At 35.5% G+C, this 25,670-nt stretch carries 22 protein-coding genes; 8 read left to right on the plus strand and 14 right to left on the minus strand.

Annotation, left to right across the window (positions count from 1 at the left end; genetic code table 11):
* The first annotated feature begins 2 nt into the window (after nt 1-2).
* From ACL9RH_RS16465 to pth, 5 genes are all read left to right on the plus strand, one after another.
* Entirely contained in the window at nt 3-836 is an 834-nt protein-coding gene (locus ACL9RH_RS16465) for a hypothetical protein (RefSeq protein WP_422694453.1), read from the plus strand.
* 7 nt (nt 837-843) lie between these two features.
* Nucleotides 844-1,605, plus strand: coding sequence for a hypothetical protein (locus ACL9RH_RS16470; RefSeq protein WP_422694454.1), 762 nt, complete (start codon nt 844-846; stop codon nt 1,603-1,605).
* Between the two features lie 149 nt (nt 1,606-1,754).
* The gene (locus ACL9RH_RS16475) at nt 1,755-2,627 is read left to right on the plus strand and encodes a hypothetical protein (protein ID WP_422694455.1); all 873 of its coding nucleotides are present in this window, start codon (nt 1,755-1,757) and stop codon (nt 2,625-2,627) included.
* A gap of 104 nt (nt 2,628-2,731) precedes the next feature.
* On the plus strand, nt 2,732-3,673 hold the full coding sequence (locus ACL9RH_RS16480) for a hypothetical protein (RefSeq protein WP_422694456.1): 942 nt from the start codon (nt 2,732-2,734) through the stop codon (nt 3,671-3,673).
* Nucleotides 3,674-3,757: 84 nt separating this feature from the next.
* Nucleotides 3,758-4,321, plus strand: coding sequence for an aminoacyl-tRNA hydrolase (pth, locus tag ACL9RH_RS16485; RefSeq protein ID WP_422694457.1), 564 nt, complete (start codon nt 3,758-3,760; stop codon nt 4,319-4,321).
* 131 nt (nt 4,322-4,452) lie between these two features.
* Here the strand turns inward: pth and ACL9RH_RS16490 are convergent, their stop codons facing one another.
* From ACL9RH_RS16490 to ACL9RH_RS16540, 11 genes are all read right to left on the minus strand, one after another.
* Nucleotides 4,453-4,974, minus strand: coding sequence for a hypothetical protein (locus tag ACL9RH_RS16490; RefSeq protein ID WP_422694458.1), 522 nt, complete (start codon nt 4,972-4,974; stop codon nt 4,453-4,455).
* A 10-nt stretch (nt 4,975-4,984) separates the two neighbouring features.
* Nucleotides 4,985-11,344, minus strand: coding sequence for an RHS repeat-associated core domain-containing protein (locus ACL9RH_RS16495; RefSeq protein ID WP_422694459.1), 6,360 nt, complete (start codon nt 11,342-11,344; stop codon nt 4,985-4,987).
* Nucleotides 11,345-11,350: 6 nt separating this feature from the next.
* The gene (locus tag ACL9RH_RS16500) at nt 11,351-11,872 is read right to left on the minus strand and encodes a hypothetical protein (RefSeq protein ID WP_422694460.1); all 522 of its coding nucleotides are present in this window, start codon (nt 11,870-11,872) and stop codon (nt 11,351-11,353) included.
* 815 nt (nt 11,873-12,687) lie between these two features.
* Complete coding sequence (locus tag ACL9RH_RS16505; RefSeq protein WP_422694461.1) at nt 12,688-13,323, minus strand: carbonic anhydrase family protein; 636 nt, start codon at nt 13,321-13,323, stop codon at nt 12,688-12,690.
* A 59-nt stretch (nt 13,324-13,382) separates the two neighbouring features.
* On the minus strand, nt 13,383-14,975 hold the full coding sequence (locus ACL9RH_RS16510) for a SulP family inorganic anion transporter (RefSeq protein WP_422694462.1): 1,593 nt from the start codon (nt 14,973-14,975) through the stop codon (nt 13,383-13,385).
* A gap of 149 nt (nt 14,976-15,124) precedes the next feature.
* Nucleotides 15,125-15,424 carry a hypothetical protein gene (locus ACL9RH_RS16515; protein ID WP_422694463.1) on the minus strand — a complete coding sequence of 100 codons (300 nt, stop codon included), beginning with the start codon at nt 15,422-15,424 and terminating at the stop codon, nt 15,125-15,127.
* A gap of 21 nt (nt 15,425-15,445) precedes the next feature.
* A complete protein-coding gene (locus tag ACL9RH_RS16520; protein ID WP_422694464.1) occupies nt 15,446-16,114 on the minus strand; it encodes a carbonic anhydrase in 669 nt (222 codons plus the stop codon).
* A gap of 440 nt (nt 16,115-16,554) precedes the next feature.
* Nucleotides 16,555-18,048, minus strand: a complete 1,494-nt coding sequence (locus tag ACL9RH_RS16525) for a sulfatase-like hydrolase/transferase (RefSeq protein WP_422694465.1) — start codon at nt 18,046-18,048, stop codon at nt 16,555-16,557.
* Between the two features lie 526 nt (nt 18,049-18,574).
* Nucleotides 18,575-19,129 (minus strand): serine O-acetyltransferase, encoded by a 555-nt coding sequence (locus ACL9RH_RS16530; RefSeq protein ID WP_422694466.1) that lies wholly within the window; start codon nt 19,127-19,129, stop codon nt 18,575-18,577.
* An 11-nt stretch (nt 19,130-19,140) separates the two neighbouring features.
* On the minus strand, nt 19,141-20,289 hold the full coding sequence (locus ACL9RH_RS16535; RefSeq protein ID WP_422694467.1) for a glycosyltransferase: 1,149 nt from the start codon (nt 20,287-20,289) through the stop codon (nt 19,141-19,143).
* 74 nt (nt 20,290-20,363) lie between these two features.
* The gene (locus tag ACL9RH_RS16540; protein ID WP_422694468.1) at nt 20,364-20,840 is read right to left on the minus strand and encodes an acyltransferase; all 477 of its coding nucleotides are present in this window, start codon (nt 20,838-20,840) and stop codon (nt 20,364-20,366) included.
* 148 nt (nt 20,841-20,988) lie between these two features.
* Here ACL9RH_RS16540 and ACL9RH_RS16545 point away from each other — a divergent pair, with 148 nt between their 5' ends.
* Genes ACL9RH_RS16545 through ACL9RH_RS16555 form a run of 3 tightly spaced genes read left to right on the plus strand, consistent with a single transcriptional unit; the run spans nt 20,989 to nt 22,980 of the window.
* Nucleotides 20,989-21,960 carry a 3-oxoacyl-ACP synthase III family protein gene (locus ACL9RH_RS16545; RefSeq protein ID WP_422694469.1) on the plus strand — a complete coding sequence of 324 codons (972 nt, stop codon included), beginning with the start codon at nt 20,989-20,991 and terminating at the stop codon, nt 21,958-21,960.
* Between the two features lie 28 nt (nt 21,961-21,988).
* Nucleotides 21,989-22,222, plus strand: a complete 234-nt coding sequence (locus tag ACL9RH_RS16550) for a phosphopantetheine-binding protein (protein WP_422694470.1) — start codon at nt 21,989-21,991, stop codon at nt 22,220-22,222.
* Nucleotides 22,222-22,980, plus strand: coding sequence for an SDR family NAD(P)-dependent oxidoreductase (locus ACL9RH_RS16555; protein WP_422694471.1), 759 nt, complete (start codon nt 22,222-22,224; stop codon nt 22,978-22,980). Before ACL9RH_RS16550 ends, ACL9RH_RS16555 begins: the two co-directional genes overlap by 1 nt.
* Nucleotide 22,981: 1 nt before the next feature.
* On the opposite strand, the gene ACL9RH_RS16560 is transcribed toward ACL9RH_RS16555, so the two are convergent.
* The 3 genes from ACL9RH_RS16560 to ACL9RH_RS16570 are packed head-to-tail and all read right to left on the minus strand — an operon-like array spanning nt 22,982 to nt 25,517.
* Nucleotides 22,982-24,136, minus strand: coding sequence for a glycosyltransferase (locus tag ACL9RH_RS16560; protein ID WP_422694472.1), 1,155 nt, complete (start codon nt 24,134-24,136; stop codon nt 22,982-22,984).
* Nucleotides 24,136-24,975 carry a glycosyltransferase family 2 protein gene (locus tag ACL9RH_RS16565; RefSeq protein ID WP_422694473.1) on the minus strand — a complete coding sequence of 280 codons (840 nt, stop codon included), beginning with the start codon at nt 24,973-24,975 and terminating at the stop codon, nt 24,136-24,138. Before ACL9RH_RS16565 ends, ACL9RH_RS16560 begins: the two co-directional genes overlap by 1 nt.
* Nucleotides 24,975-25,517 carry an acyltransferase gene (locus ACL9RH_RS16570; RefSeq protein ID WP_422694474.1) on the minus strand — a complete coding sequence of 181 codons (543 nt, stop codon included), beginning with the start codon at nt 25,515-25,517 and terminating at the stop codon, nt 24,975-24,977. Before ACL9RH_RS16570 ends, ACL9RH_RS16565 begins: the two co-directional genes overlap by 1 nt.
* Nucleotides 25,518-25,670 lie beyond the last annotated feature (153 nt).

Genomic DNA, 25,670 nt, shown 5'->3' on the forward strand with positions numbered 1-25,670 from the left:
CGATGAAAAAAATACTATCAACTTTGTTTCTTGCAACGGGACTGTTATTGTCGGCTCAAGTAGGAATCAAAACTGAAGCTCCGCAAGCAAAGCTGGATGTGAATGGTGATGTTAATTTCAGAAATAAAATTGCTGTTTTTGATGCTAATAATTCTGTTTATCAAGGGAGTAATGACCAGTTACTTGTTTCCCAAGGGGAAGGACTTCCACCAGCTTGGAAATCTCTCCGTATCCCGGAATATGAAGCTAATAAATTTTACCTGATCTATAACAACTCTTTTTCTGATAAAGTAGGAACAACATTTGCCAATAGTGATGATTCTTCGATAACCTATGGAGGTAGAGGAGCTGCATTTACTAAAGGAAAAGATTATAGTACGTTTACAAAATTTAAAAAAATTGACGGGCTTTCACAAACGATCAGTGTTTTCAGTACTGAAAGTAAAGCGTATTTCCTTTTTGAAACCGTAGTACATGCCAGTTTTGCAGCGGTGGGTAGCGGTACTAATCCTCAGGATAGTTCAATAGACTATGCCTGTGGAATTTTTGTAGATAATAAACTCGTGAATTTGAGACAAAGAAACATTAAAGCTAACAATGCTTCTTTTCCTTTCATTACCCATACTCAGATTGGAATTGTAGAAAACCTTTCTAAAGGAGATCACTCTGTAAGCGTTGCCTGTACAAGACTGGGATCATATGATGCTTCAGGTATTTCCCTTGCGATAGGGACCAATGCTTCCGGAGCAACCAATATCAACAGCTTTATTGCGCAATCGTCTCTTAAAGTAGATGTGTATGAAGTTCCACAGACGTTTAACTCAGTTATTAACTAAGCAGATTATGAAAAAAATAGGAATTGTAACCACTGTTCTCTTAGCTATTGCTGTTAACGCACAAGTGGGTATTAATACTCCAGCTCCAACCAATACATTGGATGTGAATGGAGACTTAAATGTCAGAAATGAATTAAGAACAGGAGGAACCGACCTTTTGAAAGGATCTGCTGGATCCGCAGGAGATATTCTGCATAATAATTCGGATATGGCAGCAAACGATTGGAAAACAATTAAAATTGCTGATGGGCAGGGAAGTATGTCATTATTCTCAGTCAATACAATGTCAGATAAAACGGGACTTAGCTTTTCTGGCAATAACGGATCAACAAGTTCTTATACAGATGGAGAATCTATATCTACCCAAGTTTCCAACGAACCTAAATGGGTAGCACTTCCGGAAATTGATTATTCGTTTATAGTGACCAGTACAAATAACAAGGCCACTTTTTCTTTTCAAACTACAGTTCAGAAAACAGGAACCAGTTCTGCCAGTTTCGCATGTGGGATATTTATAGATAATCAGTTGCGAGCTGTAAGAACAGACGTTTTGCTTGGAGATAGCGGAACGTATAAGATTTTTAATCTGAATGCAACTCTTGCCGGTCTTGCTGTTAATACAAATAGTAAATATAACGTTAAAGTAGCGTGTTCAAAAAGATCCATTACAGGAACTACAGTAGGAATTGGAAGAGCGGTGAATACAACCTTTCTGAATAGCGATATGTCACAGTCTACTTTAAATGTATCTGTGCTGCAACCTTATTAATTTTCATGATAATACAATAAATAGAAATCTAGAAACGTTATGTTTTTAGATTTTTTGTTTATTAACTCTATTCCTTGTGAATTTGTTTGAATAAAGTAGAGTGTATTATCGAAAATTGAATTATATTTGGACAATCTAAAAAACTCTCTATGGTAAAAAACTATTTTCTTAAAATGTTTGCCGGTATTGCTTTTCTAGGATTGCTGGCAGCATGTAATACTACATCTGATCCTACAGAATCTATTCCTGATCCGGACCCGGGTGTCCCTCCTCAAAGAATTCTTACAAAGATCAATGTTAATAATGTTTCCAGTGAAGAGTATGTTACCACTGCAGGTACAGGGGCTTTACAACAGTCTGTATTCCGAGATGAGACTGCAACCACTGTTACAGCATATTATACAGGTACTATAACGTATACCCAAAAAAATATTACTAAAGTGAAATTTGTAAGCTCTGCCTCAACCAGCCTTGCTTATGAATTTAATATTGTTCCGGATGGAACAGGAAAGAAAATTTACAATGCTTCGTGTACGGCAACGGGGGCTACTCCCGCTGTGTCTCATGTAAGCGACTATGCTTTCACTTATGATGCTACAACAGACAAGTTGACCAAAATTCTTGAAAAGAGAAAAGCAGGAGGTATCAGTGCTTATAATCAGTTTATAGAGTATGTGTTTACCTATGCGGGGAATGAAATTTTTCAGGTTACCTGCTCTAAAGGAATCCTGGATAACAACGGAGCTCCTGATATGGCTACAGCGAAAGTTACAAAGTATAATTTCCAGAATTATGACGGAAGAAAGAGCCCATTCTCTACACTTCCTTCCCTGTATTTTCTGATGCAGAGTTTAATGAATCCTGCCAATTTTTATAAAATGTCGCCAAGTAACCCTACATCAATATATATACAGACTCCTACTTCTGCAACGAATACGTCGCAAAGTTATTCTTATGATAACCAAGGGTACCCGACTCTAGAGAAAAATCAGAATTTGACTTATTTCTATAAAAATTTATAAGAGAGTAGTTTATTACTAATAATCATAACCAGAATATCAATAATCGTATAATTTTTAAGCAAAAAAAAATTATATTTGTCAAAAAAATAATCAATTACCAGGAAATGAAACGAATTTTCTATTTTATTATATTAATAGCAGGTTTATCCACAATACATTCTTGTAAAAGCTTATTGGATGAGGATGGAAATCCTCTACTAGACCTGAATACTACAGAAGGATTAAGCGGGCCAAGAGCTTTATATAGAGAGGTTACAAGTAAAGATACCTTGGCAGAATATCACTACAGTGGTCTTCTTGTGACTAAAGTGCTTCAGGATAGTGCCTCTGTTACAGATATCATGTACAGTGGTGATAAGATCAGCCAGATTAATTTTAATGGTTTCCTTGATCTTGATGGTAACGGGAAACTGGATAAAGACAGTGTTTCTTATACTCAATTATTTACATACGGAAATAATAACAAATTACAGACTATTTCTGAAAACCGTTCTATTTTCAGAAGACCTCCAATTGTACCTCCGGCAACAACTCCAAATCCTCAAACATTATTGAGAAAAGAGAAATCATCTTACAGAATAGTTTACAGTACTTCTACAGGAAAGCTGGATTCTATTGTTATGAGAAACGGACCGGATACTGCCGGAACCAACTTTGTGTTTACAGATTACTCAAAAACAGGATATAGCTACCTGGGAGACAATGTATCTAAAGTAGTTAGATATTATGGCAAAATAAATGGTACGAGTGGTACTCCAAATGGACCTGTTACAGGTAAATATAGCTATGAATATTATGCATATGATAATCAGGTAAGCCCTTTCACGTTGCTTCCACATGTATATAAAATTTCAAGATTATTATCTACTGTAATCAATGACAAAGAAAGCCTTATCTTATCTCCAAACAATCCTAAGAGATGGTCGGTGACAGATCTTACGCCACCTATTCCAAGCCCGATTGTAAAGAGTACCAACTACGTTTATGATCCTCAGACTTATATGACAAAAGGATATGGTGTAAATTATATTTATAAGCCACAATAGACCTTTTTTGAAAAATATTTAAACTCAACCTTCATAAGGTTGAGTTTTTTATTTTATATCTCTTAATTTTGCAAAAAATTTCTGATGAAATATTTAATCGTTGGGCTTGGTAACAAAGGCTCAGAATATGAAAATACACGACACAATATAGGCTTTAAAGTAGCTGAAAAAATAGCCGAAACTCTTGAAGTATCATTCAATACCTCAAACTTTGGCTGGCTGGCAGAAGGAAAATACAAAGGCAGAAAAGTTTTCGTTCTTAAGCCGGATACCTATATGAATCTTTCTGGAAACGCTGTGAAATACTGGATGCAGAAAGAAAATATCCCTTTGGAAAATGTATTGATTGTAACGGATGATCTTGCACTTCCTTTCGGAACTTTAAGAATGAAAGGGAAAGGTTCAGATGCCGGGCATAACGGATTAAAAAATATTAATGAAGTATTGCAGACTCAAAACTATGCAAGACTGCGTTTTGGGATTTCTGCCGATTTTTCTGCTGGGCGACAGGTAGATTATGTTCTCGGAACCTGGAATGAAGAAGAGTCGGAAAAACTGCCGGAGAGAATTGAAACCTTTTCCAAGGCCAGCCTTTCTTTCGTATTTGCCGGATTAAATAACACGATGTCTGCATTTAACGGGAAATGATTCCGGATTGGGATTAGGAAGCCCCAAGATTAAGATTATAGTAATACTTAAAAGAATGACTACCCCATTTTGAGGTAGTCATCTCATTATCGTTGAAGAATGATTTTTATTACCTAAAAACTATAATAGGTTTATCCAAAATCGCTAGGTATAAATTCTTCTAATTTAGAAATATCAATTTTCTCACTTTGCCAAAAATGTTCAATTTTCATCAGTCTATCTAAATCATTCAATAATATCATTCGGCCTAAAATATTTGAATAGTATTCAGCAATATCTATTCTTATTCTTTCAATCCCTAAATGGTATTTTTTTATATCTGAATGGAGTACTTCATCAAATTGAAATAAGAGTTTGCAACAATATATGATTTCGTCCTGCTTTAATGGACAAGTTTTAAATATAATTGGCCTTAGCCTATTAAGTAAAGATTTTTTTTGTGGTATAAAATTAAAATTCTTAAAATCTGTTTTGGGTAAATTAAAAGTATTAATAAGATATTGTGCGACTTGAGAAGGTGCTATCATGTTTTTAAAATAATCCTGAAGCTCATCCCAAGTAGTCCATTTGTTTCTATCAAGTGAAAGATCAATTGATCTTAAGTATGCATATAAAAACAGTAGTTGTGAATAGTTTAATTGAATATTTTTCATAATAAAAAAATTAAAGACCTAGCCAATTCCATCTTACAAACTTTGGAGCAGAATCTGATATTTTTAATGGGGGACCTCCGGTTACAATTCGTCCTGCATTTCCTTTTCCTCCAATACCTTTAGATGCAGGTGGCCCTACTTGACTTTTTGGAACAGAAAACTCAATATATGATCCTTTATTTGCTTGGCCTAATTCAACTTCAGTTGCTTTTAAAAATGGTTGAACTTCTACATCTACTCCTAATGGTTCACCTCTAGATGCATTTATTGTTCCACTTTTCTTAATTCCTTTAAGAGCTTTATATGATGTGTGGTGACGTACTTTGACCATTTCCTCACTAATAGTTTTACCTGTATACTCTCCCTTATAGATAACTTTGGGACCTTCCTTATATATTGGAACTGGTTGTTCATTAACGAAATTATAGCCAACAATTTCATCAGCGGTTCCTACTCCTATATCTCCAATTACAATAGGAGGTATTTTTCCAGGTGTTGTTCCTACTGTTGTAGTTTTCGGAGTATTGTTTAAAGTCCATGCACTTCTACCAGTAGCAATAGGAGCACCCTTTAAGATTGTTCCTTGTGGAGCACCTATTCTAGCAGCTTTTGCATTTTGGGCAATTTGGCCTATTGTTCCGGCAATTGCACCTGCAGCACCTCCTATAGCTGCTCCTGACAAACCACCTATTAGGGTTCCTTCTATTACATCTTCCCCAAACATTACTGCAGTGGCAAAGCCGTTAATAGCTCCGGCAGCGGCTCCTCCGGATGCTCCGGCAATGGCCCCTCCTAAAAGGCCTCCCTGTATTCCCGAAGCGGCGGCGGCGGTAAGAGCAGCAGAGCCTACTGCAGCACCCACTCCTCCGGTAAATGCTCCTACAGCAGCACCCATTGCAATTTTCCCCCAAGTTGCCCCCCAATTCCATTTTACAGGATTCCATGAGCCATTAGCTTTTACTCCTGTTAAGTAGCCACCTATAACAGCCCCTACAGCAATCCATACAAACTCCCCATTGGGATCATTATACATCATCGGATTATTCATCACATATCCATATCTGTTGTAAATCTGGGTGTTGAATGGATCCTGGATATTTTCATCCGCATTCAGAAATCTTCTGAGCAGAGGATCATACAATCTGCCATTCATGTGGATGATACCCACTTCCGTAAAATGCTCATGTCCTGTATAGCCTCTGTCTGTCAGAAGTGTTATTCCCAATATCTCTAAAGTCTCTTCTATATTGGCTTTGCCTACAGCAATTATACTGGTTCCGAGCAGCAGGTGGGTAAGATTTCCCCAAGCATCAAAATGCCGTTGTTCAAATGCATAGCCCTCCTCGTCACTGATTGCTAAGATACTTCCGAGATAATCTTTATGCAAGAATTTAAAAGAACCTTTAATCTCATCAAAGTCCTTCAAAAATACAATATTACTATCATATGGATTACCCTCAATATAAATGGTGTGTTTTTCTTCTCCAGTAATATTATTATTTACCACTTCAAAGCTTCCATCTTCACTGTATAATCGGGTAAACTTCCCACTTCCGTCTGCATTGAAATTTCCTCCATAAGTTACCCTTTGTCTCATGCTAGTTAACCCATATTCAAATGCAGCATCACCTCTTTCTCCATTAATAAATACCGGGTCATTATTCTCATTGTAAAGAATACTCTGAACCAAATCCTGATTATAATTTAGTATACCATTATTATTCAGGGTCATACTAGTGGCTTGGTAGATTTTGTCTGTATTTTCATACTTGACAGTCCCCACCTGATCATTTTCCATGATTCTGCCTTTTACATCATAGATATTTCTATTCGCAGTAGGCTTAATACCTGTTATAGGATCTGTCCAGTTGACCAGTCGGTTGTTGTCATCATATTCAAAATATTCTGTATGAAAAGGAAGTGTCGATTTTCTGCTTTTGAGTTCATTTTTAATAGCATCAAAAGAATAAGAGATGCTAAGGATATTTGGCTTTACCGTGGAAGAATGATTAACGTTTGTCAAAAAACCATTTGTATCATATTCATTGATAATCTCAGCAGCACCTAATTTAGCTTTTACAAGTAGCCCTTTTGCATTGGTTTCTTTTAGTTCCCATAAAACATTCCCTGAAGCTTTATCCTTAACTTGGTATAGCTCTCCACTCCATGCATTGTATAGATTTTCTACAGAAACATTTGTTATTCCTGTAGAAGTCTTTATTTCTTTTTCGTAAGAACTTAACCTTCCTTTATTGTCGTACACAATGTTTTTTTGTGAAAAGTAGGCTTCTGGAGTTTCCTGCAAGTAAGATACAGCCCTTCCCTGGGGATCATATTTTATAATGTATGTATACTTCTTACCATTTGAGGTTCCTGTTTTCGTAGTTAGCCTTCCTTTATTGTCATATAAGAAACTAATCATTTTATTCGTTTCATTTCCTGTAGTGGATTTCTCCTCTTGACTGACAAGCTGCCCCAAACTGTTGTATCCATATCTTTTCTCCCCTTTTGGACTGATTATTCTGGATAATGTCCCCATATAGCCAAAATATTGATATTCGTATAGCCCGGTAGAAGGATCTTCTACTCGTATTTTATTCCCCCAGTCATCATACATAGTAGTCACAACATGCTCTGCGTATTTGGCCTGGATCTGTTGTCCTAATGCATTGTAAGAAAACTGTACTGTTCCTCCTTTGTCGGAAGAAGTTATCACATTTCCTAAAGCATCCAATGTCCGGGAAGTTATTCTGCCATAATCCAGTAAGCTGGTTTCTTTTACTGTTGTAGTAAGTCCGGATATAGTCGTCTCTGTCTGCTTTCCAGTAAATGCTGTAGCTTTTACTTTTGCTGGAAATACGGTATCATCATAAACAAATGTATTCCATTGGTTGGCTCCCTGTCCATCAAAATAAGGTTCTGATTCCTTAAGCTTCCTACCCAAGACATCATACTGAGCGTCTTTAGACACATACTTTCCCTGTGCAAAGGCTTTGGAAGATGTTTTATATTCCTGTCCTAACTTGTTGATGAACACTTTTGTAATATCACCATCAGGATCATTAAGGGTAATGGTTTCATTGTACAGATTATCCTTGTCGTATAGGTAAGTAGTAACTCCTGCAAGATTAGATGTTGAACTCACCAGTTTGCCCCATACGTCAAATATATTGGCAAGAGTGTTACCGTCTGGGTCTGTTTGGTTCAGGACCTGCCCAAGACTATTATAACTCATCTGGGTTTCTCTGCCTATATTATCCGTTTTCTTAACGACAAACCTTCCTGTGGAGTCATACTCATCTTTCTGAGCTTTTGAATTTCCGTCAATACCGGATACGGTTTTCTTGAATATAATATTCCCAAATCCATCATAAGAATATTCTTCTGTTACAGCTTGTGTCGTATTATTTCCCGGGAAAAGCTGACTACTTTTTAAAAGATTGTTCTCATAGGTATAAGTAGTAAAGGCATTTTGTATATCACCGTAAGCTTCTATTTTTTCAGCTTTGTTAGTAGGCCTGCCTATGTAATAATCTTTTCCTGTTCCCCAGATATTATGGGTATAGTCAAACTCAGTGGTAGCTACCCCGTAACCGTAATTGCTGTTGATTTCTATTTTAGAGGGCAGATAGTAATTTTCATACGTTGTTACTTTCTGAACGAATGTTCCGGTTAAGAAATCCTTTGTTTTGGTAAACTTAGGAACAATCGCAGTAACAATTTTAGCTTGAGATCCTGGAGGTATAGAGTTTACTACCTGTCCATTAAGTAGTTTGTCCGCTTTGTAATCTACAGACTCAAAACTTAACAGCTGGTTATTATTTTCAGAAATATCTGCAGGAAAAATATTACTTTCATTATTGGTTCTTATGCTCCATTCTTTTACAGGGGCACCATCTAAGAGAGGATCTATTTGCGATCCAGACCAGATCTTGGTATTTTCAAATCCGTTAGCATACCATGAAGAGCGGGCTATTTGATGAAAACCCAGTAATTTTTTTCCTTGTAGGGTTCCGATAAGTCCTCTGTAGCGAAAATCCTGCTTTCTGTCCTCCTCCACAATCTGTGATACAGCATAGGCTTGATCAACCCTACTCATCGAATAATAAGGATAAATCTCTTTCTTTTCTTTCTTATAAAAACCAGAATTAGAGGTGTTATCAGGAACTATTTCCGTATATTTTACAGTGGTGGTGACTCCTCCTTGAGTAATTGAAGTAATCCTTGCAAGCTCAGACACAGGAGTAGGTCCTTTTATCTTTTTTAGGAACTGTTTCCAGTATAAAAAGACATTGTAATAATTATTTCCGGATTTTATAGAATTGGTAAGCGGAGTAAACAGGGTAAGATCAAGCAAATCCTGGGTGCTATATACCGGGCTTTGAAATAACCAGTTGGGAGTAAAGTTAGGTGTTCCATTAATATCTGACCCATTAGCCATCTTGGCGCTTATGACATACCCAAAGTCTCTTGAGCCATTCGCATTGAACATATTGATTTGGTTATAGGAAAATACTTGAACAATGTCAGACTTTCCGTCTTTGTTCATGTCGGTAACCGAAAAGAAATATTGTTTGGCAAATTTGGCATAATTCCCAGTCATTTCTTTCTGTAACTTTCTATAGGTGAAGAATTCCTGCTTCAGAAAAGAAGCAAACCCTTTGTCTGTTCCCATGTAAAATCTCCAGTCATCAGGCTTTCCGATTGCGTAATCTGTGATAGGAATTGCAAAATCAAGTTTTCCATCCCCATTATAATCCCCAAACAGTACAGGAAATTCAGGATCTTTCGTTTCCATTAAATTTCCAGAAAATTTTATTTTCTGGAGGTAAGTGTTTGCATCATATTTTACAAATTCAAAAACAGTATACTGTGAGTTTGATACATTGATAATTTCGACCTTTCCATCCCCATCTATATCCATATATTTTCGTTCCTTATAATCATTTTCATTGATTCCGGCATTAAGCAGCAAACCAATTAAAGGAATAGAGGCACTTTTAAGGTCTACAATAGCTTTTACATTAAACCCAACCGGAGATCCATCATCAAGAAATGCATCTGGGATGCCATCCCCATTGAAATCTCCTACTTCAAGGATAATATTATCATCTTGTCCATAAAAAACAGTATTACCCAGGCTTTTATCAAATACTTTTACAAAATCATTATTTCTAAAAATATAGCCATAAACTCTACTATTTTTAATTTCAACAATTCCATTTCCATTATACACCTGCCCTTCTTCGTCTAGTAATGTGCTTACTACTTTAGCGTTATTTGCAAAAATTTTACCTGTAGAAACGGTCGAAAAAGTTTCATTAAAAGCACCCAGTTTTACAGTACCGTTGTTCATCAAGAAGTCCAAATAAGAATCCCCATTGAAATCCCCTACCAATTTAACATCATTAAAAGGTTCTGGTTCTGCTGTATACTCGGCATAAGAAGAGTTTACCATTGCTGGATAATTGAAAATAACAGGATTAGCAGATTCGTTATTAGAATTGTATTCTGTAACCTTTCCTGCAAACTGATAATCGGTTCCATTACCTGTATATTCTATGCTATATCTCTTAAATGGGTTGTTATTGGTAAGTACCTTTATATCAGTAAGGATTTTGTTTTGGTAAAACTTGAGACCTTGTACGTAGGAATCCTCTTTGAGCTCTCTATTATTATAAACAAATTGTATTATGTTCATATGAGGCGTATTCATATCTTTATTGCCTCCCCAGCTTATGCTACTTATCATAGTAACACGATTTCCCTGACTATAGCTGTAAGAAATGTAGTTACCTTGTGGATCTTTCCATTCGCTTATATTATATTCGGTGGGGGTTCTGGCGTCTGCGCCACGCCCATACCATGCCTGTGAACCATCTTCAAAAGTAATTTCCCAATATTCAGGACCTTCCCATCCAGCTGCAGTTCCTATGGACTTAAATTTAGTGTTGGAATATTTCTCTGTTACATATTCGGCCCCGTCTTTGCCATATTCCCCCGATTTTAAAACGAGTCTTTTACCATTAAAGCTATAATAATCAGAGTAGTCCATCTGAATTCCCTTCACCTCTCCAGTATTTTCTATGTTTTTACCTGTTCTGGTAATGGCTGTTATTCCTGAAATACTCCATCCATATCCGGCAATCCCGTTCCCTGATTCACTATTGTAAAACAAACTAACCTGAGGAGATACTGTTTTTATTCCCGGAGGAAGATCTATGGGTAAAGAAAACTGAAGTTGTCCAACTCTGTTGACTTCAATATTTCCTTTAGTATCATGGAAACTTTGAGCAAAGCAGAATATTGAAGTTAAGGATAATAGCAAAGATGAAAATATTTGTATTTTCTTGTAATTGTGCTTTTTCATTATGTATTATCTTTTAGTAATGTTTTTACTGAAAATTCTTCCGTCTTTTAGAGTAAAACGAATAATATATACTCCCCAATCATAACCAATCATATTAATTTTTAACTGTCTATTAAGTTCAGGAATATTCTGCTGCTGAAATTTCCAGTGCACTGTACTATGTTGATAAAGAGAAACAGATTCTATAAGCTTATCTGTTTCCTCTGTCCAGTCAATAGTTAAAGCATCATTTACTGGGACGGGGTATAACCGAATCTGTTTCCAAAAGCTTTTTTCGTCTATACCTTGGCTTATTTTCAGTGGGATGGTTTTAAGCTGTTGCGAAGCTTTTCTGGCAAGGCTTTCTGGGCCACGATAGCGCTGATTACCTGCTTCGTCATATTTGAAGTGGACTTCAGTTTGGGAATATCCCCAAAATCCCAAAAGAAAGCAAAGTAAAGTTAGGTTTTTTCTATTTAATGAGATTCTATGGGTCGGCATACCAGGAGGGGCACACTTAAGAGGTGTACCCAAATAGAGATTATTCATAATATTTTGTTTTAGGTGTAAATAGGTTTATTTAACTGATAAAAGATAACTACCTCTTATTTTATAATGTTTCATGCAAGAGAATTTTGCTATCCTGATAAATAGAATGTTTTCATATATATTAGTTTTTAGTTATTACCTGAGTCAAAATCAGGATATATAAATAGCTAGTCTTGGAGACCTGAGTTTATTGCCTCTGCACAAAAGCCGTAAAAAGTAATCTGACTTTGTGTGTACAAGAAATTAGGTATGAAAACATAATTTCTTTTTTTCATCTGTTATAATTTTTCTTCAGATTTGCTTACTTTTTATATAATAATCTTACTATCTATAAATTTGGTACTTTAAATCTATGTTGTTGTAACAACAAATCATAGTTGTATTCATTTTTTTGTCTTGAGATATTAGTTTTTATTTTTAACAATAACAAAGTTATAAGTTCACAGCGACAAATCATGTCGTACCTTTTCTCTCTCTTTACATAAAAATAAATGCAAAAAAGAAATAATTCTAGAAAAATTATTAAACTAATAAAATCCATTTATAATTAATATTTAAGTTTATCTGTATTGATTTTAATGTTTTCTAGTGTCAATTTTTTTACCAATAAAAAATAATACTGCAATATATAATTAATCTTTGATAAAGAAAAAATAACTCTCTTTAAAATGAAATATAATATTGCCTTTTGTCTGCTTAGTCGCTAGCTATGTTTATGACTATTTATTGTATGATGACATAATAAAAAATAAGTGCCACCGAATTTCGATGGCACTTTGTGAAAATTATAATTAAGTTTTAATGTGTTTCAGGTTTTATAACCAGCTTACAGCTCCTGTTTCAACATCGTAATTAGCCCCAACAATCTTAATTTTTCCTTCGTTTTCAAGGTTTCTAAGTGTTGAACTTTGCTTACGGATATCCTCAATCGCATTTTTTACATTTTGCTGATTCAGTCTTTCCAAAAGAGAACTGTTTTTGGATGAACGCTCTTCGTTGTCTTCAATCACCTGGTTGATGATCGGGTCGAAATGATTGATCAGGTGGTTTAGGTTATCCATTCCCATCCCTTCAATCTGAGCAGCGTCCAGACCTCCTTTCAAAGCTCCGCACTTGGTGTGTCCTAAAACTACAATCAGTTTAGAACCTGCAACGTTACAGCCAAATTCCATAGATCCAAGAATGTCCTGATTAACAAAATTACCGGCAATTCTGATACTGAAAACATCTCCCAATCCCTGGTCAAAAATAAGCTCCGCAGAAGTACGGCTGTCTATACAGCTTAAAACAACGGCAAATGGCCACTGTCCTTCACGGGTAGCGTTTACCTGCTCCAAAAGGTCTCTGTTGGCTTTAAGATTGTTGACAAATCTTTGGTTTCCTTCTTTTAAAAAGTTTAACGCTTTCTCAGGAGTGATCGTTGATTGAGTTTCGTATGTATGTGCTTTCATATAATTTGTTTAATTGTTTTCGAATTTAAAGTTAAAAAAATAATTGATGATAAATGAGATTACATTGCTCTTTTGTGCGTAACCAGAATATGAGAATCCTGACTTCTTTCGTAATCTCTGTATGACGTTTTAAAGCCTAAAAGTTCCACATTGATATCCTGTTCTTTGGCCCGTATGTTGGCAAAATCCTGAATCATCTCCAATACATCTGTCGCGATGTATGAAGTGTTGGTAGCATCAATGATAACTACAGAACTAGGCTTGATGTTTTTAAGTGTTTTTTTGATGGCAGCTTTATTTAAAAATGAAACTTCCTCTGCTAATTTTATTTTAATACCATCTGCATCATCCAGCTTTTCTCTGCTCAAATAATAAGCTCTCTTCATATTTCCCTGAAGAATATAAAATACAGAGATCGCAAGACCAATTCCTACTCCTTTTAATAAATCTGTCGCCACAATCGCTGCTACCGTTGCTGCAAACGGAATAAACTGGAATTTTCCTAAATGCCAGAAGTGCTTAAATGTAGCAGGCTTGGCCAGTTTGTATCCTACAAGAATAAGAACGGCTGCCAAAGTAGCAAGAGGGATCATATTCAGAATAACAGGAATGGAAAGTACACAGATCAATAAAAAGACTCCGTGAATAATAGAAGATATTTTAGAGGTTGCTCCTGCATTCGCGTTGGCAGAACTTCTTACCACAACAGATGTCATAGGAAGCCCTCCGATAAATGAACTGATAAGATTTCCTATTCCCTGTGCCTTAAGTTCAAGGTTGGTGTCAGTAATTCTTCGCTGTCTGTCCAGTCTGTCTGAAGCTTCAATACATAGTAATGTTTCAATAGATGCTACAATGGCAATGGTAGCGCCTACAATCCATACTTTTGGATTTGTAAAACCGTTGAAATCCGGAGTAGTTATAAGATTTTTGAAATCGTCCAAAGACTGTGGAACCGGTAAAGAAACCAAATGCTGAGTTTGAATAGCCAAAGAACTTCCGGTCATTATAAATATCTGATTTAAAATGATACTTACAATAACAGCTACTAATGCTCCTGGAAGCATTTTCATCCTTTTCAATACATGAATTCTGTCCCACGCAAGAAGAATAGCTACCGAAATCAAAGTGATAATAATAGCGCCTACATGAATGGCTCCAAATAATTCTGTGAAATATCCGAAGTTTAAGCCATTATCAAAAATAGACTCGTGACCTTCATAATCTTTATCGAATCCTAAAGCGTGCGGAATTTGTTTTAAAATAATAATGATTCCGATGGCGGCCAACATTCCTTCAATAACGTTATTGGGAAAATAGTTGGAAATACTTCCGGCTCTTAGAAATCCTAAAACAAGTTGAAGAAGTCCTGCAATAATCCCTGCACAAAGGAATAATTCAAAGGCTCCAAGATCTGTAATGGCAGTAAGAATAATGGCTGTTAAACCTGCCGCAGGTCCTGAAACTGAAATATTTGAATTACTGATAAATCCTACAACAAGCCCGCCTACAATCCCCGAAATAATTCCGGATAATGGGGGTGCGCCCGATGCTAAAGCAATTCCTAAACATAGTGGAAGTGCCACTAAGAATACAACGAGTCCCGAAGGGAAATTCTCCTTGATTCCTCCTATTAATGATGTCTTTTTCATGATGTGAAGCTGTGAGGTATAATCGGCTTATTTCTCTTTTAAATAAGTCAATTATGAGAGTTTGAAAAATTTTTAATTTTTAAAGTACGGGTGTATTCTATATCAAAAAATGATATGGAATAGGCATCAAAAAATCTAATTATTAAAAATTAAGCTTCGGGAGGAGGGGAAAATATAGAAAGTAAAGGTGAAAGATGAAAAGAATCATCAATCAGTACAAAAGACATTCCCTGAACATCTGGTTCAGAAAATTTCAGATAATCGAAAACGTCTAAAGGTTTCGGAAGTGTCTTTTCATAAACAATAAGTGAGGACGAGTGAGAATGCGGTTCTTCTTCATTCACTATTATATTGGTTCTCAGAATATCCCAGCCAGCCACCGCAGCAATGCTTGGCAACGCCGTAAAATTCAGAAAAAACGTTAATACAATAATACTCCAGAATTTCATCTTACATTCTTTTTAGAAAAACTACTTGGTCTTTCTGCTCATAACCCAATCGGAACCGGTAAGGTTGTAGATCTTCTGGATGTCTTTTAAGATTTTCTCAAAATCGATCTCCAGATCAATAATCTTTCCTGTTCTAAGGTCAAATACCCAGCCGTGTACAATAGGATATTCTTCTAAAATATATCTTTCCTGTACGCAGGCCATTTTGATCACGTTGATACACTGCTCCTGAACATTAAGTTCTACAAGCCTGTCATAACGTTTGTTTTCGTCCTGAATAGAATCTAGCTCAGCTTGATGCAATCTGTAAACATCACGAATGTTTCTCAACCAAGGATTCAATAATCCTAAATCCTGAGGGGTCATCGCTGCTTTTACACCACCGCAGTTATAATGTCCGCAAACAATAATGTGTTTTACTTTCAGATGTTCTACAGCGTATTGTATTACTGCTGTGGAACTCATATCTAAGGTATTAACGACATTGGCAATGTTTCTGTGAACAAAGACTTCTCCCGGTTTTGCACCCATCAATTCTTCCGCTGTAGCTCTGCTGTCTGAGCATCCGATATACAGATAGTCAGGTGTCTGAGTTTTGGCTAATTCCTGGAAAAAATTGGGATCTTCTGCTACTTTTGACTCTACCCATTTTTTGTTGTTCTCGAAAATAACTTCGTACGATTGTGACATAATTTTAAATTTTTAAAAGTTTATAATTATTTATTTCGTTTAAATTATTTTCAAAATCAATAGACTAAATCAATAATGATGCAAAAATATACTTTTTGTTCAATATTTAATCAGTTTTAACAAAGTTTAATATTAAAATATGCTTAAAATCATATGTAATATACCGGTATACTTTGCTTTACACTTTTACGAATGTCATTGGATAATCCAAACGTTTAAAACCTAAGATAAAATTACAAACTATAAACCAAAAATCATGATTTGTGAATTAAAATATTTGTAAATTCAAGATTCTTTCAGATAATAGTAAAATAAGCAGCTGTTTACTGGATGAAAATGAATAACTTAAGCTTTGTGTTATTACTTTATTATTTGAATGGCAGATTATTATATCAACCAAAGTAAAACTGCCATAACCTAAGGAATTTTATCTCAGAGAATTATTCAGGAAGTTTATCGTATTCCATGCTTCTCATATTTAAGTTGAGATATTTGTTTTCTTCATTTTTATAATGTTGAGGTGTTTCCAGCCCCATATACTTCATGATGAGTGGATAGATATAGGTGGTTTGGGTAAGTTTAGATTCATGCCCTGTAATTCGGTATTCGGAAGGAACTTTATCACCAAACCATACAAAAAACGGAACCTGTGTAGACTCTTTTGAATCTACGTGAAGCAATTTGTCTCCCTGTATCTTTAGACCATGATCGGAAGCGTAGATTACCACAGAATTGGTGTTTTTCAGGGTGTTGAAAATATCTTTCATCACATGATCGGTATATTTTATAGAACTGTCATAGCAGTCAAGACCTTGAGAATTCCAATTTTCAGGCAGTCGGTTACACGGGTTAGGGTGGCTTCCCATGATGTGCAGAACAATAAATTTATTTTCTTTGGTCTGAATAACTTTTCTAAGTTCCGGAGTTATGACTTCATCATAACCATTGACCCATTTTTTGTTTTTAGACATTGAAGCAATTGCAGTGATTCCCTTTGCACTTGCCTGAGTACTTATCCAGAAAGAATTGTAACCTGTTTGGTTAGCCATATTGATGATATTATAGGAGAGTTTATCATAACGGTATCTGAACTCATCAGGATCGATGCTGGAAAGAATTAAAGGAACGCTGAGATTCGTGATTCCGGCAGGAGAAACTGCGTGATCATAAATCATCATATTTCCTGCTTCCTGATCTGTATAAGGGGTTGTTTTCTTAGCGTAGCCATACAATGACATATTTTGCTTTCTTTCTGACTCTCCGATGATGAAGATTACGTTTTCTATCCCTGGCTGTACTTTTTTGATGTTGAAGACTGGTACATTTTTCTTGATCATGTTGATATCTTCCTGAATTTTCAATGCTGTATTGAAGTCCGAGTAATGATAATAAACACTTTTAATCATCTTACCACCTCCTTTATTGCTTACATATCGATGTTTAAGAAAAAAAGCAAACGGGAGAATCAGCCATATTAAAGCAATAGCTCCAAATTTAAGATTAAAGCTTACCACATTCTTTTTCAAATAAATGACGGTATAAAGTACCATTGCCAGGAAAATGAAAAATAAAACGCCGGGGAGAATAAACATATAAGACATACTCATGGCCTCATTGATGTTAGATTCTAGTATACTGATCGCCATTCCTACATTAAACCCTGAATGATAAATAAAGAAACAGGACATCGATATAAGAACATTAATACTTAGAAGAAAACATAAAATCACGGCAATAGGAGCGGTGTATTTATTTTTAAACAGAAGAGCGTTAAAAACAAGAAAGGAACAGAACATGATTCCATATTCAAAAATATTCCTGATACTATCCAGCTTATCTGCTCCGAAAAAGTTATCATAGATATAAGGAAAGGAAAGCAAAAATGCGATGAGATAAATGATAATAGTGAGTATGGGAATTATTTTTTTGAGCATGGTTTATAAGATTGTCAAGGGCTGTTAAGATAAATTATTAATATGATCCATTCGAAAAAGTTTTCAGTATAAGCTTCTGAGAAAAATCAAGCTGGCGGAAGACCAGAAATGTATGATTTACCACCCACAGTTTTACGACCACAAGGAGTGTGTCGACTTAAGAAAACTTTTGAAGGATTTTAGACACATTACGGATCATTGATTTCTTCTGAATTTTTAATAGTTCAGAAAATGACACGAAAGGCCTGTAATACAAATTAATATAGTGAATTGGGAATAAGAATGTTTTTCATCAGAATTATTTTTTAATTAATAAAAGTTTGGGGTGTGTTTTTAAATATTAGTGGTTTCTTTTCAGAACAAGCCGCATTGTAAAATTGAGAATAGTCTTATCAAAGAGATGAAATTCCTGATAAACTGAATGGTTAGTTCATTATTTCACAACTAAACAATATATTTTTTGACAAATGTACACGAAATTACCTGTAAAAACAAGACTGTTTTTTTAAGATAACTATTAGGTTTATCATACTTTACGATTAATATAATCCTCTGTAGCATTATTTGTAGGGATAATTTTAGCCGGATTCCCTATGACAACCGAATTGGGGGGAACATCAAAGTTGACATAGGAGTTGGGAACAATCAAAACATTATTTCCTATCGTTATTGCCCCTACAATAACAGCATTGGTACCAATCCAGACTTCATCACCTATAATAGGAGAGCCTTCATTTTTACCACGGTTTTGTTGTCCAATAGTTACGCCTTGTGCAATATTACAGTTCTTTCCGATGATGGTTTTCGGATTAATCACCAGGCTGCCCCAGTGTCCCAGGTAGAAACCTTCACCAATCTGTGTTTCAGGGTAAATCTGGAACCCGTATTTGATCTGATAATGTCTTAAAATAATTTTCCAGAATGTACTCAAAACAGAAGTTTTCTGATATTTTTGAGCCATTCTTAAAACATACACAAAGTGTAAATTCGGATTGATGCATTTCTTCCAGATTTGAAACGTTGAAAGCCATTTTCCACTTTCCCGGTAAAAATCTTTTTGAATGATGGAGTAATCAGCCATGTCAAATTTTTTTAAACTTCGTCAATTATTTTTTGAAGATGTTCTACCGATTTTTCCAGTACAAAAGGAAGCTCTGTTTCCGAAATATGCTTCTTATACTGTTCTGTAGAGCTTTTATTTGTAAGAAACTTCTTCATTCCTTCATAGATGCCTTCTTCTGAGTTTGAGGTAATATTTCCAAGCTTTCCATCCTGAAGAAGATCTCTGATTCCGGAAATATCCGTTGCCGAGATAGGCTTGTTGAGAATAAGAGCTTCGGCAATGATGGTTGGGAATCCTTCATGCCTTGATGACATTACGTAGAAGTCAGCCTTTTTCATATAAGGATAAGGATTACTGCTGAAACCAAGCATTTTTGCAGTGTTTTGCAGTCCCAGAGAATTGAGCTGATCCAGCGTTTTGTTAAAATCATAACCATCTCCAATGATAATAAGGTTGTGCTGCAAACCTTCATCAATCAGTTTTTTGTGCACATCCAGAAGCCTGTCATATCCTTTTTGAGGATATACTGTTCCTACCGTTACAAAAGTGGGAAGATCATTGTTAAAAGGATAATCATCAACCTTGATATCTGCTTTCCTCAACGTATCATTTTTGTCAATAGGATTAAATATTTTGATCACCGACTGTTTTTCCGTTTCATTTTTCGCCAGCTTATGCATTTCTTCCTGAAGTTTGTTGGAAATCACTAAAATTCGGTCAAATTTGAAAAACTGTCGGATGATTTCCGGAGTATATTCTTTTAAATTGAAAATATCATTCTGAACCCAGATAATCTTTTTCGAATCTTTTTGAGGGCTGGAGAGTATCTCCCTGTGCATTGCATGAATAGCTGCAATCTCTACATCATATTTCTTATTTTTTAAAATAAATTTGTAAAGAAGGGAAGGAAACCAAAGAAACATTTTCTGATAAAGAACTCTATATGCCTTTACAGGAATATCCTGAGGTCTGTTCGTGGTGATCATTTCTCCTTTTGTTAAATAATAGAGATTTACCCATGCCGGAACTTCTTTAATGTAGAGTCCTGAATAAAGATTCACAAGCAGATCTACTTCATATTTATCCGAAGGAAGGTTTTTTAGAAAGTTGACTAATACCTTTTCAGCACCGCCATGACGTAAAGAGCCTATACGGATGAGGAGTTTTTTCTTTTTCAATTTGTTTTTTTATATGTTAGTGGGAACAATATTCTGACGGGCAGAAGTTGCTTTAAAATTTTACAAGATTAAATTTATTTAATTTTTCTTGTTTTTTTATACTTGTGAGGAAGATTTTCTTTGATATAGGTATCCAGTTTTTTTCTGTCTTTTTCCAATTCGCGAGGATATTCAGGGTTGTTCTTTAAGACAATATCTCCATAATCTTCTATCGTACAAAGAAATTGGGCCGGATTTCCAATGAAGACCGTATTATCTGGCATCGATTGCGATAATACCGAATTTGCACCCAAAATACAGTTGTTTCCAATCTGTACATCCTGCATAATCACGCAGTTGAGCCCAATAGTACAGTTGTTTCCGATTTTTATTCTTCCAAGAATTCTTGCATCTTCATAGCCGGGCAGTCTTCTCAGTAGGGTGGTGGTTCCACCATGGTTTACAAATCTTACTCCTCCAGCAATATTTACATGGTCACCAATTTCAATAAGGTAAGGTTCTGTTCCAAAGTAAATTTTATCCGGCATATTGAAGCTTTTGCCTACTTTCATACCTCTGTATTTTGCCGCTTCAAGGCTGGCCCTATTCAAAAAAGAATGATAGAGGGAGTCTATTTTTAATAGGATTCTAAATATGAAAATCATCGTGAGTGTAAGTTTGTTTTTCTTTACTTTTGCAAAGAAAGAGAATTTTATTTATATGATGAAAATTTCAAAAATAGAATATTATCTGCCTCAGGGTGTTCTTACGAATGAAGATCTCGAAAAACAGTTCCCGGAGTGGAGTTCAGAAAGAATTAAAGAGAAAGTTGGTATTGCTCAGCGTCATATCTCTTCAGAGAACGAAACTGTTCTGGATATGGCAGTGCATTCTTCCGAAAAAGTCTTTGAGAATTATGATAAGGATAAAGTAGATTTTATTCTTTTTTGTACCCAAAGTCCGGAATATTTTCTACCTACAACGGCTTGTATTTTGCAGGATCGATTAGGGCTTAGAAAAAATATTGGAGCTATAGACTTTAATCTTGGATGTTCCGGTTTCGTGTATGGGTTAGCATTTGCTAAAGGGTTAATTTCAGCTGGAATAGCGAAAAGTATTCTTTTGGTTACTTCAGAAACCTACACAAAACATATTCATCCTGATGATAAAGGAAACCGAAGCATATTTGGAGATGCCTCAGCCTCAGCCATTATTGAAAAAGCAGAAGGTAGCGATTATCAGTTTTGCCTGGGAACCGATGGAAGTGGTGCGGAAAATCTTATTGTAAAGAAAGGCGCTTTCAAAAAAGATTTTGAGCTGAACCCAGAACACGATTTCAGCCCTGAAAATATCTACATGAATGGTCCTGAGATTTTTAATTTCACCATCGAAAATATTCCAGGGTTGGTAAAAGAAACACTTGAAGTGAATCAAATGACAATGGATGATATCGATCATTTTGTATTTCATCAGGCTAATTCTTTTATGCTGAATTATTTGAGAAAGAAAACCAAAATACCGGTAGAAAAGTTCTATATTGATATGGAAAATACAGGAAACACCGTTTCTGCAACCATTCCTATTGCTCTTAAAAATATGATGAATAAGGGAATGCTGAAAGAAGGAGATAAAGTTTTAATGGCAGGCTTTGGAGTAGGATATTCCTGGGGAGCCACGATCATAGAAATATAAAAATACAAAACATTTAAAATTATAAAATATGAAAACATCCGTTTTTTTAGAAAAACTACAGGAAGAATTAGAAGAAGATGAAATCTTAACCCCTGAAACAAACTTGAAATCTTTAGAAAGTTATGACTCAATCAGCTTACTTTCTGTTATTGCATTTGTAGATGAAAACTTCAGCAAAAAGATTGATACTAAACATTTCAAAGATATAGATACGGTTTCGGATCTTATGAATGTGATTGGGAAAGAAAACTTTGAAGATTAATGGATGCTTTTTCATTAAAAAATAAAACAATTCTTATTACAGGAGCTTCTTCCGGGATCGGGAGAAGCTGTTCTGTAGAATGCAGCAATAATGGAGCAGATCTTATTTTGGTTGGCAGGAATGTTGAAGAACTACGGAAAACAGCCACTATGCTGAATCCTGAGACAAGAGTAGAAATTATTGCTGAAGATATTACCCAGTCTGATGACTTTGAAGCTCTCATTGCAGAAAAGGTTGTCATTTTAGGAAAAATATCAGGATTTATTCATTGTGCAGGAATAGAAAAAACACTGCCGCTAAAAAAGCACAGTCCACAACTGTATCACGATATATTTGAGGTGAATGTTATTGCCGGATTTGAAATTGCAAAGATTTTGTCTTTAAAAAAGTATAAAAACGAAACATGCAGCTTTGTATTGATCTCTTCGGTTGCCGGAATGGTTGGAGAGCCGGGAAAAGCCGCTTATTCTGCCAGTAAAGGTGCTGTGATTGCCGGAGCACGTTCTTTAGCCATGGAACTTTCAAGAAGTAATATTCGTGTGAATAGTATAAGCCCGGCAATGGTGAATACTCCAATCCTAGAAAAAATGTTTGATGACATCGGAGACGAAGCTTCATTAGAGATCATAAAAAAGCATCCGCTCGGAATAGGAGATCCTAAAGACGTAGCGAATGCATGTATTTTTCTTTTATCCGATGCTTCAAGATGGGTAACCGGTACCAATCTTGTCATTGATGGCGGATATTCTGCACAGTAAACTATTCTATATGAAGAGTTTCTATAATGCCTTCCACACTGTCAAATATCTTTTTATTGTCAAACTGACTTTCAATATTTTTAAGATTCTCCCTGATATGGAGAACCAGTTCAGGATTTGTAAGAAAGGCTTTCATGCCTTTATACATCTCATCAACATCATAGCTGATGAGGTATCCTGTCTCCTGGTCTTTGATCATAAGTCCTACATCTCCCACATTGGTTGCAACAATAGGTTTCTGAAGAATTAAAGCCTCGGCAATTACTAATGGCCATGCCTCAGATTCGGAAGGAAGAACAAAGTAGTCAGCTTTTCTGATGTAAGGATAAGGGTTCATCTGATTTCCTGCCAAAATAAATGTCTTTTCAACATTCAGGTTGATAGCCTGATCTTTAAGGTTTTTCATTTCCCCGCCGTCTCCTATAACAACAATGCTGTGATGAAGTCCCTCATCTATAAGCTTTTTGTGTGCCTCAATCAGTTTATGATATCCTTTTCTGGAATGAAGACGTCCAATAGAAACGAAAACCGGGCCCTCTGGGAAATTATCCAGTTTTTCTTCCGCTTTCTTTTTGATTTCTTCAATAGGAATAGGGTTGATGATCACGCTTTCTGCAGGATAATCTAACTTCGGATAGTATTGATGCATCATATCTTTTATTTTATGAGAGCAGTATACCATATGATCAAACTGTGGAAAACTCTTCAGAATATTTGGAACCAGCGGTTGAAACTGAGGAACATTGATCTCGGAATGAAACCATCCTATTTTTTTTGAATGTTTGTTGGTAGAATTCAGAATAGCATCATAATCTCTATAATCCATCCCGATCTCTATATCAAAAGTATCGTTAATGATATTATCTGCAATGGCAGGATTATCTCTTAATTTTTTAAGCTTTATTCTTCTGGCAATAAGCTGAAGTTTCTGCAAAATATTGTTTGAGGAAAAATCTTCTTTTCCGTCCGTGAGGTATACTTTTCTGACATGTTCGGGAAGCTCGTCTCGCAATTTTCCCTGATTCAGGCTAAGGCATACCGTTATTTCAAATTTGTCCCTGTTAAGATTGTTGAGAAGTCCCAACAATACCTTTTCTACGCCTCCCATTTCCATGGAGCGGTGTCTGAACAAAATTTTTATTTTTTTATCTAACATTAACCGAAGATTGATTGTAACGTGATTTTTATTTTTTTCTTGATACGGAAAGGGAGCTGATGCTGATATTGAAGCAGATCAAATATTTCCTCAGCAGCGGTATAACTTTCAGGAATTCTTCTTCCATTAATTGTGGTAAGTCCTCTGCGCTTCATCGTATTGAAAATCACCTGAGCAAAATACTCATGAGATTTCTTTTTATTATCATTCTGGGAAATTCCTCCCTGATGAGTTCTGTAAAAATAGTTGGTGTCATCAATGAACTGAACTTTCCCTTTTTCATAGAGCTTTAGATATAGATCCTGATCTTCTCCAATCTTTAAATTGGGATTCATTTTCTCTGTTTGCTCATAAGTGCTTTTTCGGAAACTCACAAAATGGGCAATCTGAATAGGAAAATTGAAAAAACAAGGATCTCCATTAGGAACCTGCATTGCAGACCTGAACGGGGCAATAGGTTTAAGATTCTGATCACAGGTCATAAATCTTGAATAGGTAAGAACCGTCTCTTTTTTAGCCTTAAAAATATCTATACATTTTTGAATGGCAGTGGGAGAAATAGCATCGTCGGGGTCGAGAAAACCACAGATTTCACCTTCTGCCAGTTCTATCAGTTTACTTTTTGTAACACCCACGCCGGAATTTTTCTCATTTTCAAAAAATTTAAACCTTTTATCTTTTGAAATCATTTCCTGCACCATTTTCTTTTCGTTTTCGGAGGAGGCATCGTCCAAAACGATGGCTTCCCAGTCTGTATAAGTTTGTTTCTGTATACTGTCTAAGCAGTCTTTGAAGAAATGGGCATTATTATAGTGGGCAATAAGGATGGAAAACTTCATTAATGTTCCTTAAAAATTAATTCTTGATGATTGACTACAGTTGTATTGGGTGGAATATCTTTATAAATAACACATCCGGCTCCTATGATACAATTATCTCCTATAGTGACTCCTTTCAGTATGGTGACATTGCTTCCAAGCCAGCAGTTGCTTCCTATTTTGATGGGAGCAGTGGTAAATTCAGAATGATGCAGCTTAAAATGGGGATGAGGTTCATAAGCATGGTTATGATCGTATAATTTCACATTCTCACCAAACAAGGTATTTTCACCTATGGAAATGCTGTCCAGACAATTGATAGAGCAGAAGTTATTCATGAAAAAACCGTTTCCGATTTCCAGGCTTGCATTCTGCTGAACAAGTATATGAACATAATTTCTGAAGCTGACCCCATCTCCGATCGTAACCTTTTTTAGAGTATCATATAAGACAAAATGATTACTGATCCCGAGCTTTATTCCTTTGAAGGAAACATTGGGATGTTTTTTGAGCCGTGAAATCTGACTTTTCCGCTGAATTTTTGCTAGTATTTCATAAAGCATATTAAGATTTATTTTCACATTTGTAGTCTACAAATATAATTTGTTTTCCATAATTATAAGAATAAATCTTATTTTTGTGCCTTAAAATTAATACTTTATACGAAATTGAACTTGCCGCATATGAGGACAGATCTATTTTGATAAAGTAAAGCA

The organism is Chryseobacterium sp. Mn2064 (assembly GCF_049319685.1).
Classification (GTDB): Bacteria; Bacteroidota; Bacteroidia; order Flavobacteriales; family Weeksellaceae; genus Chryseobacterium.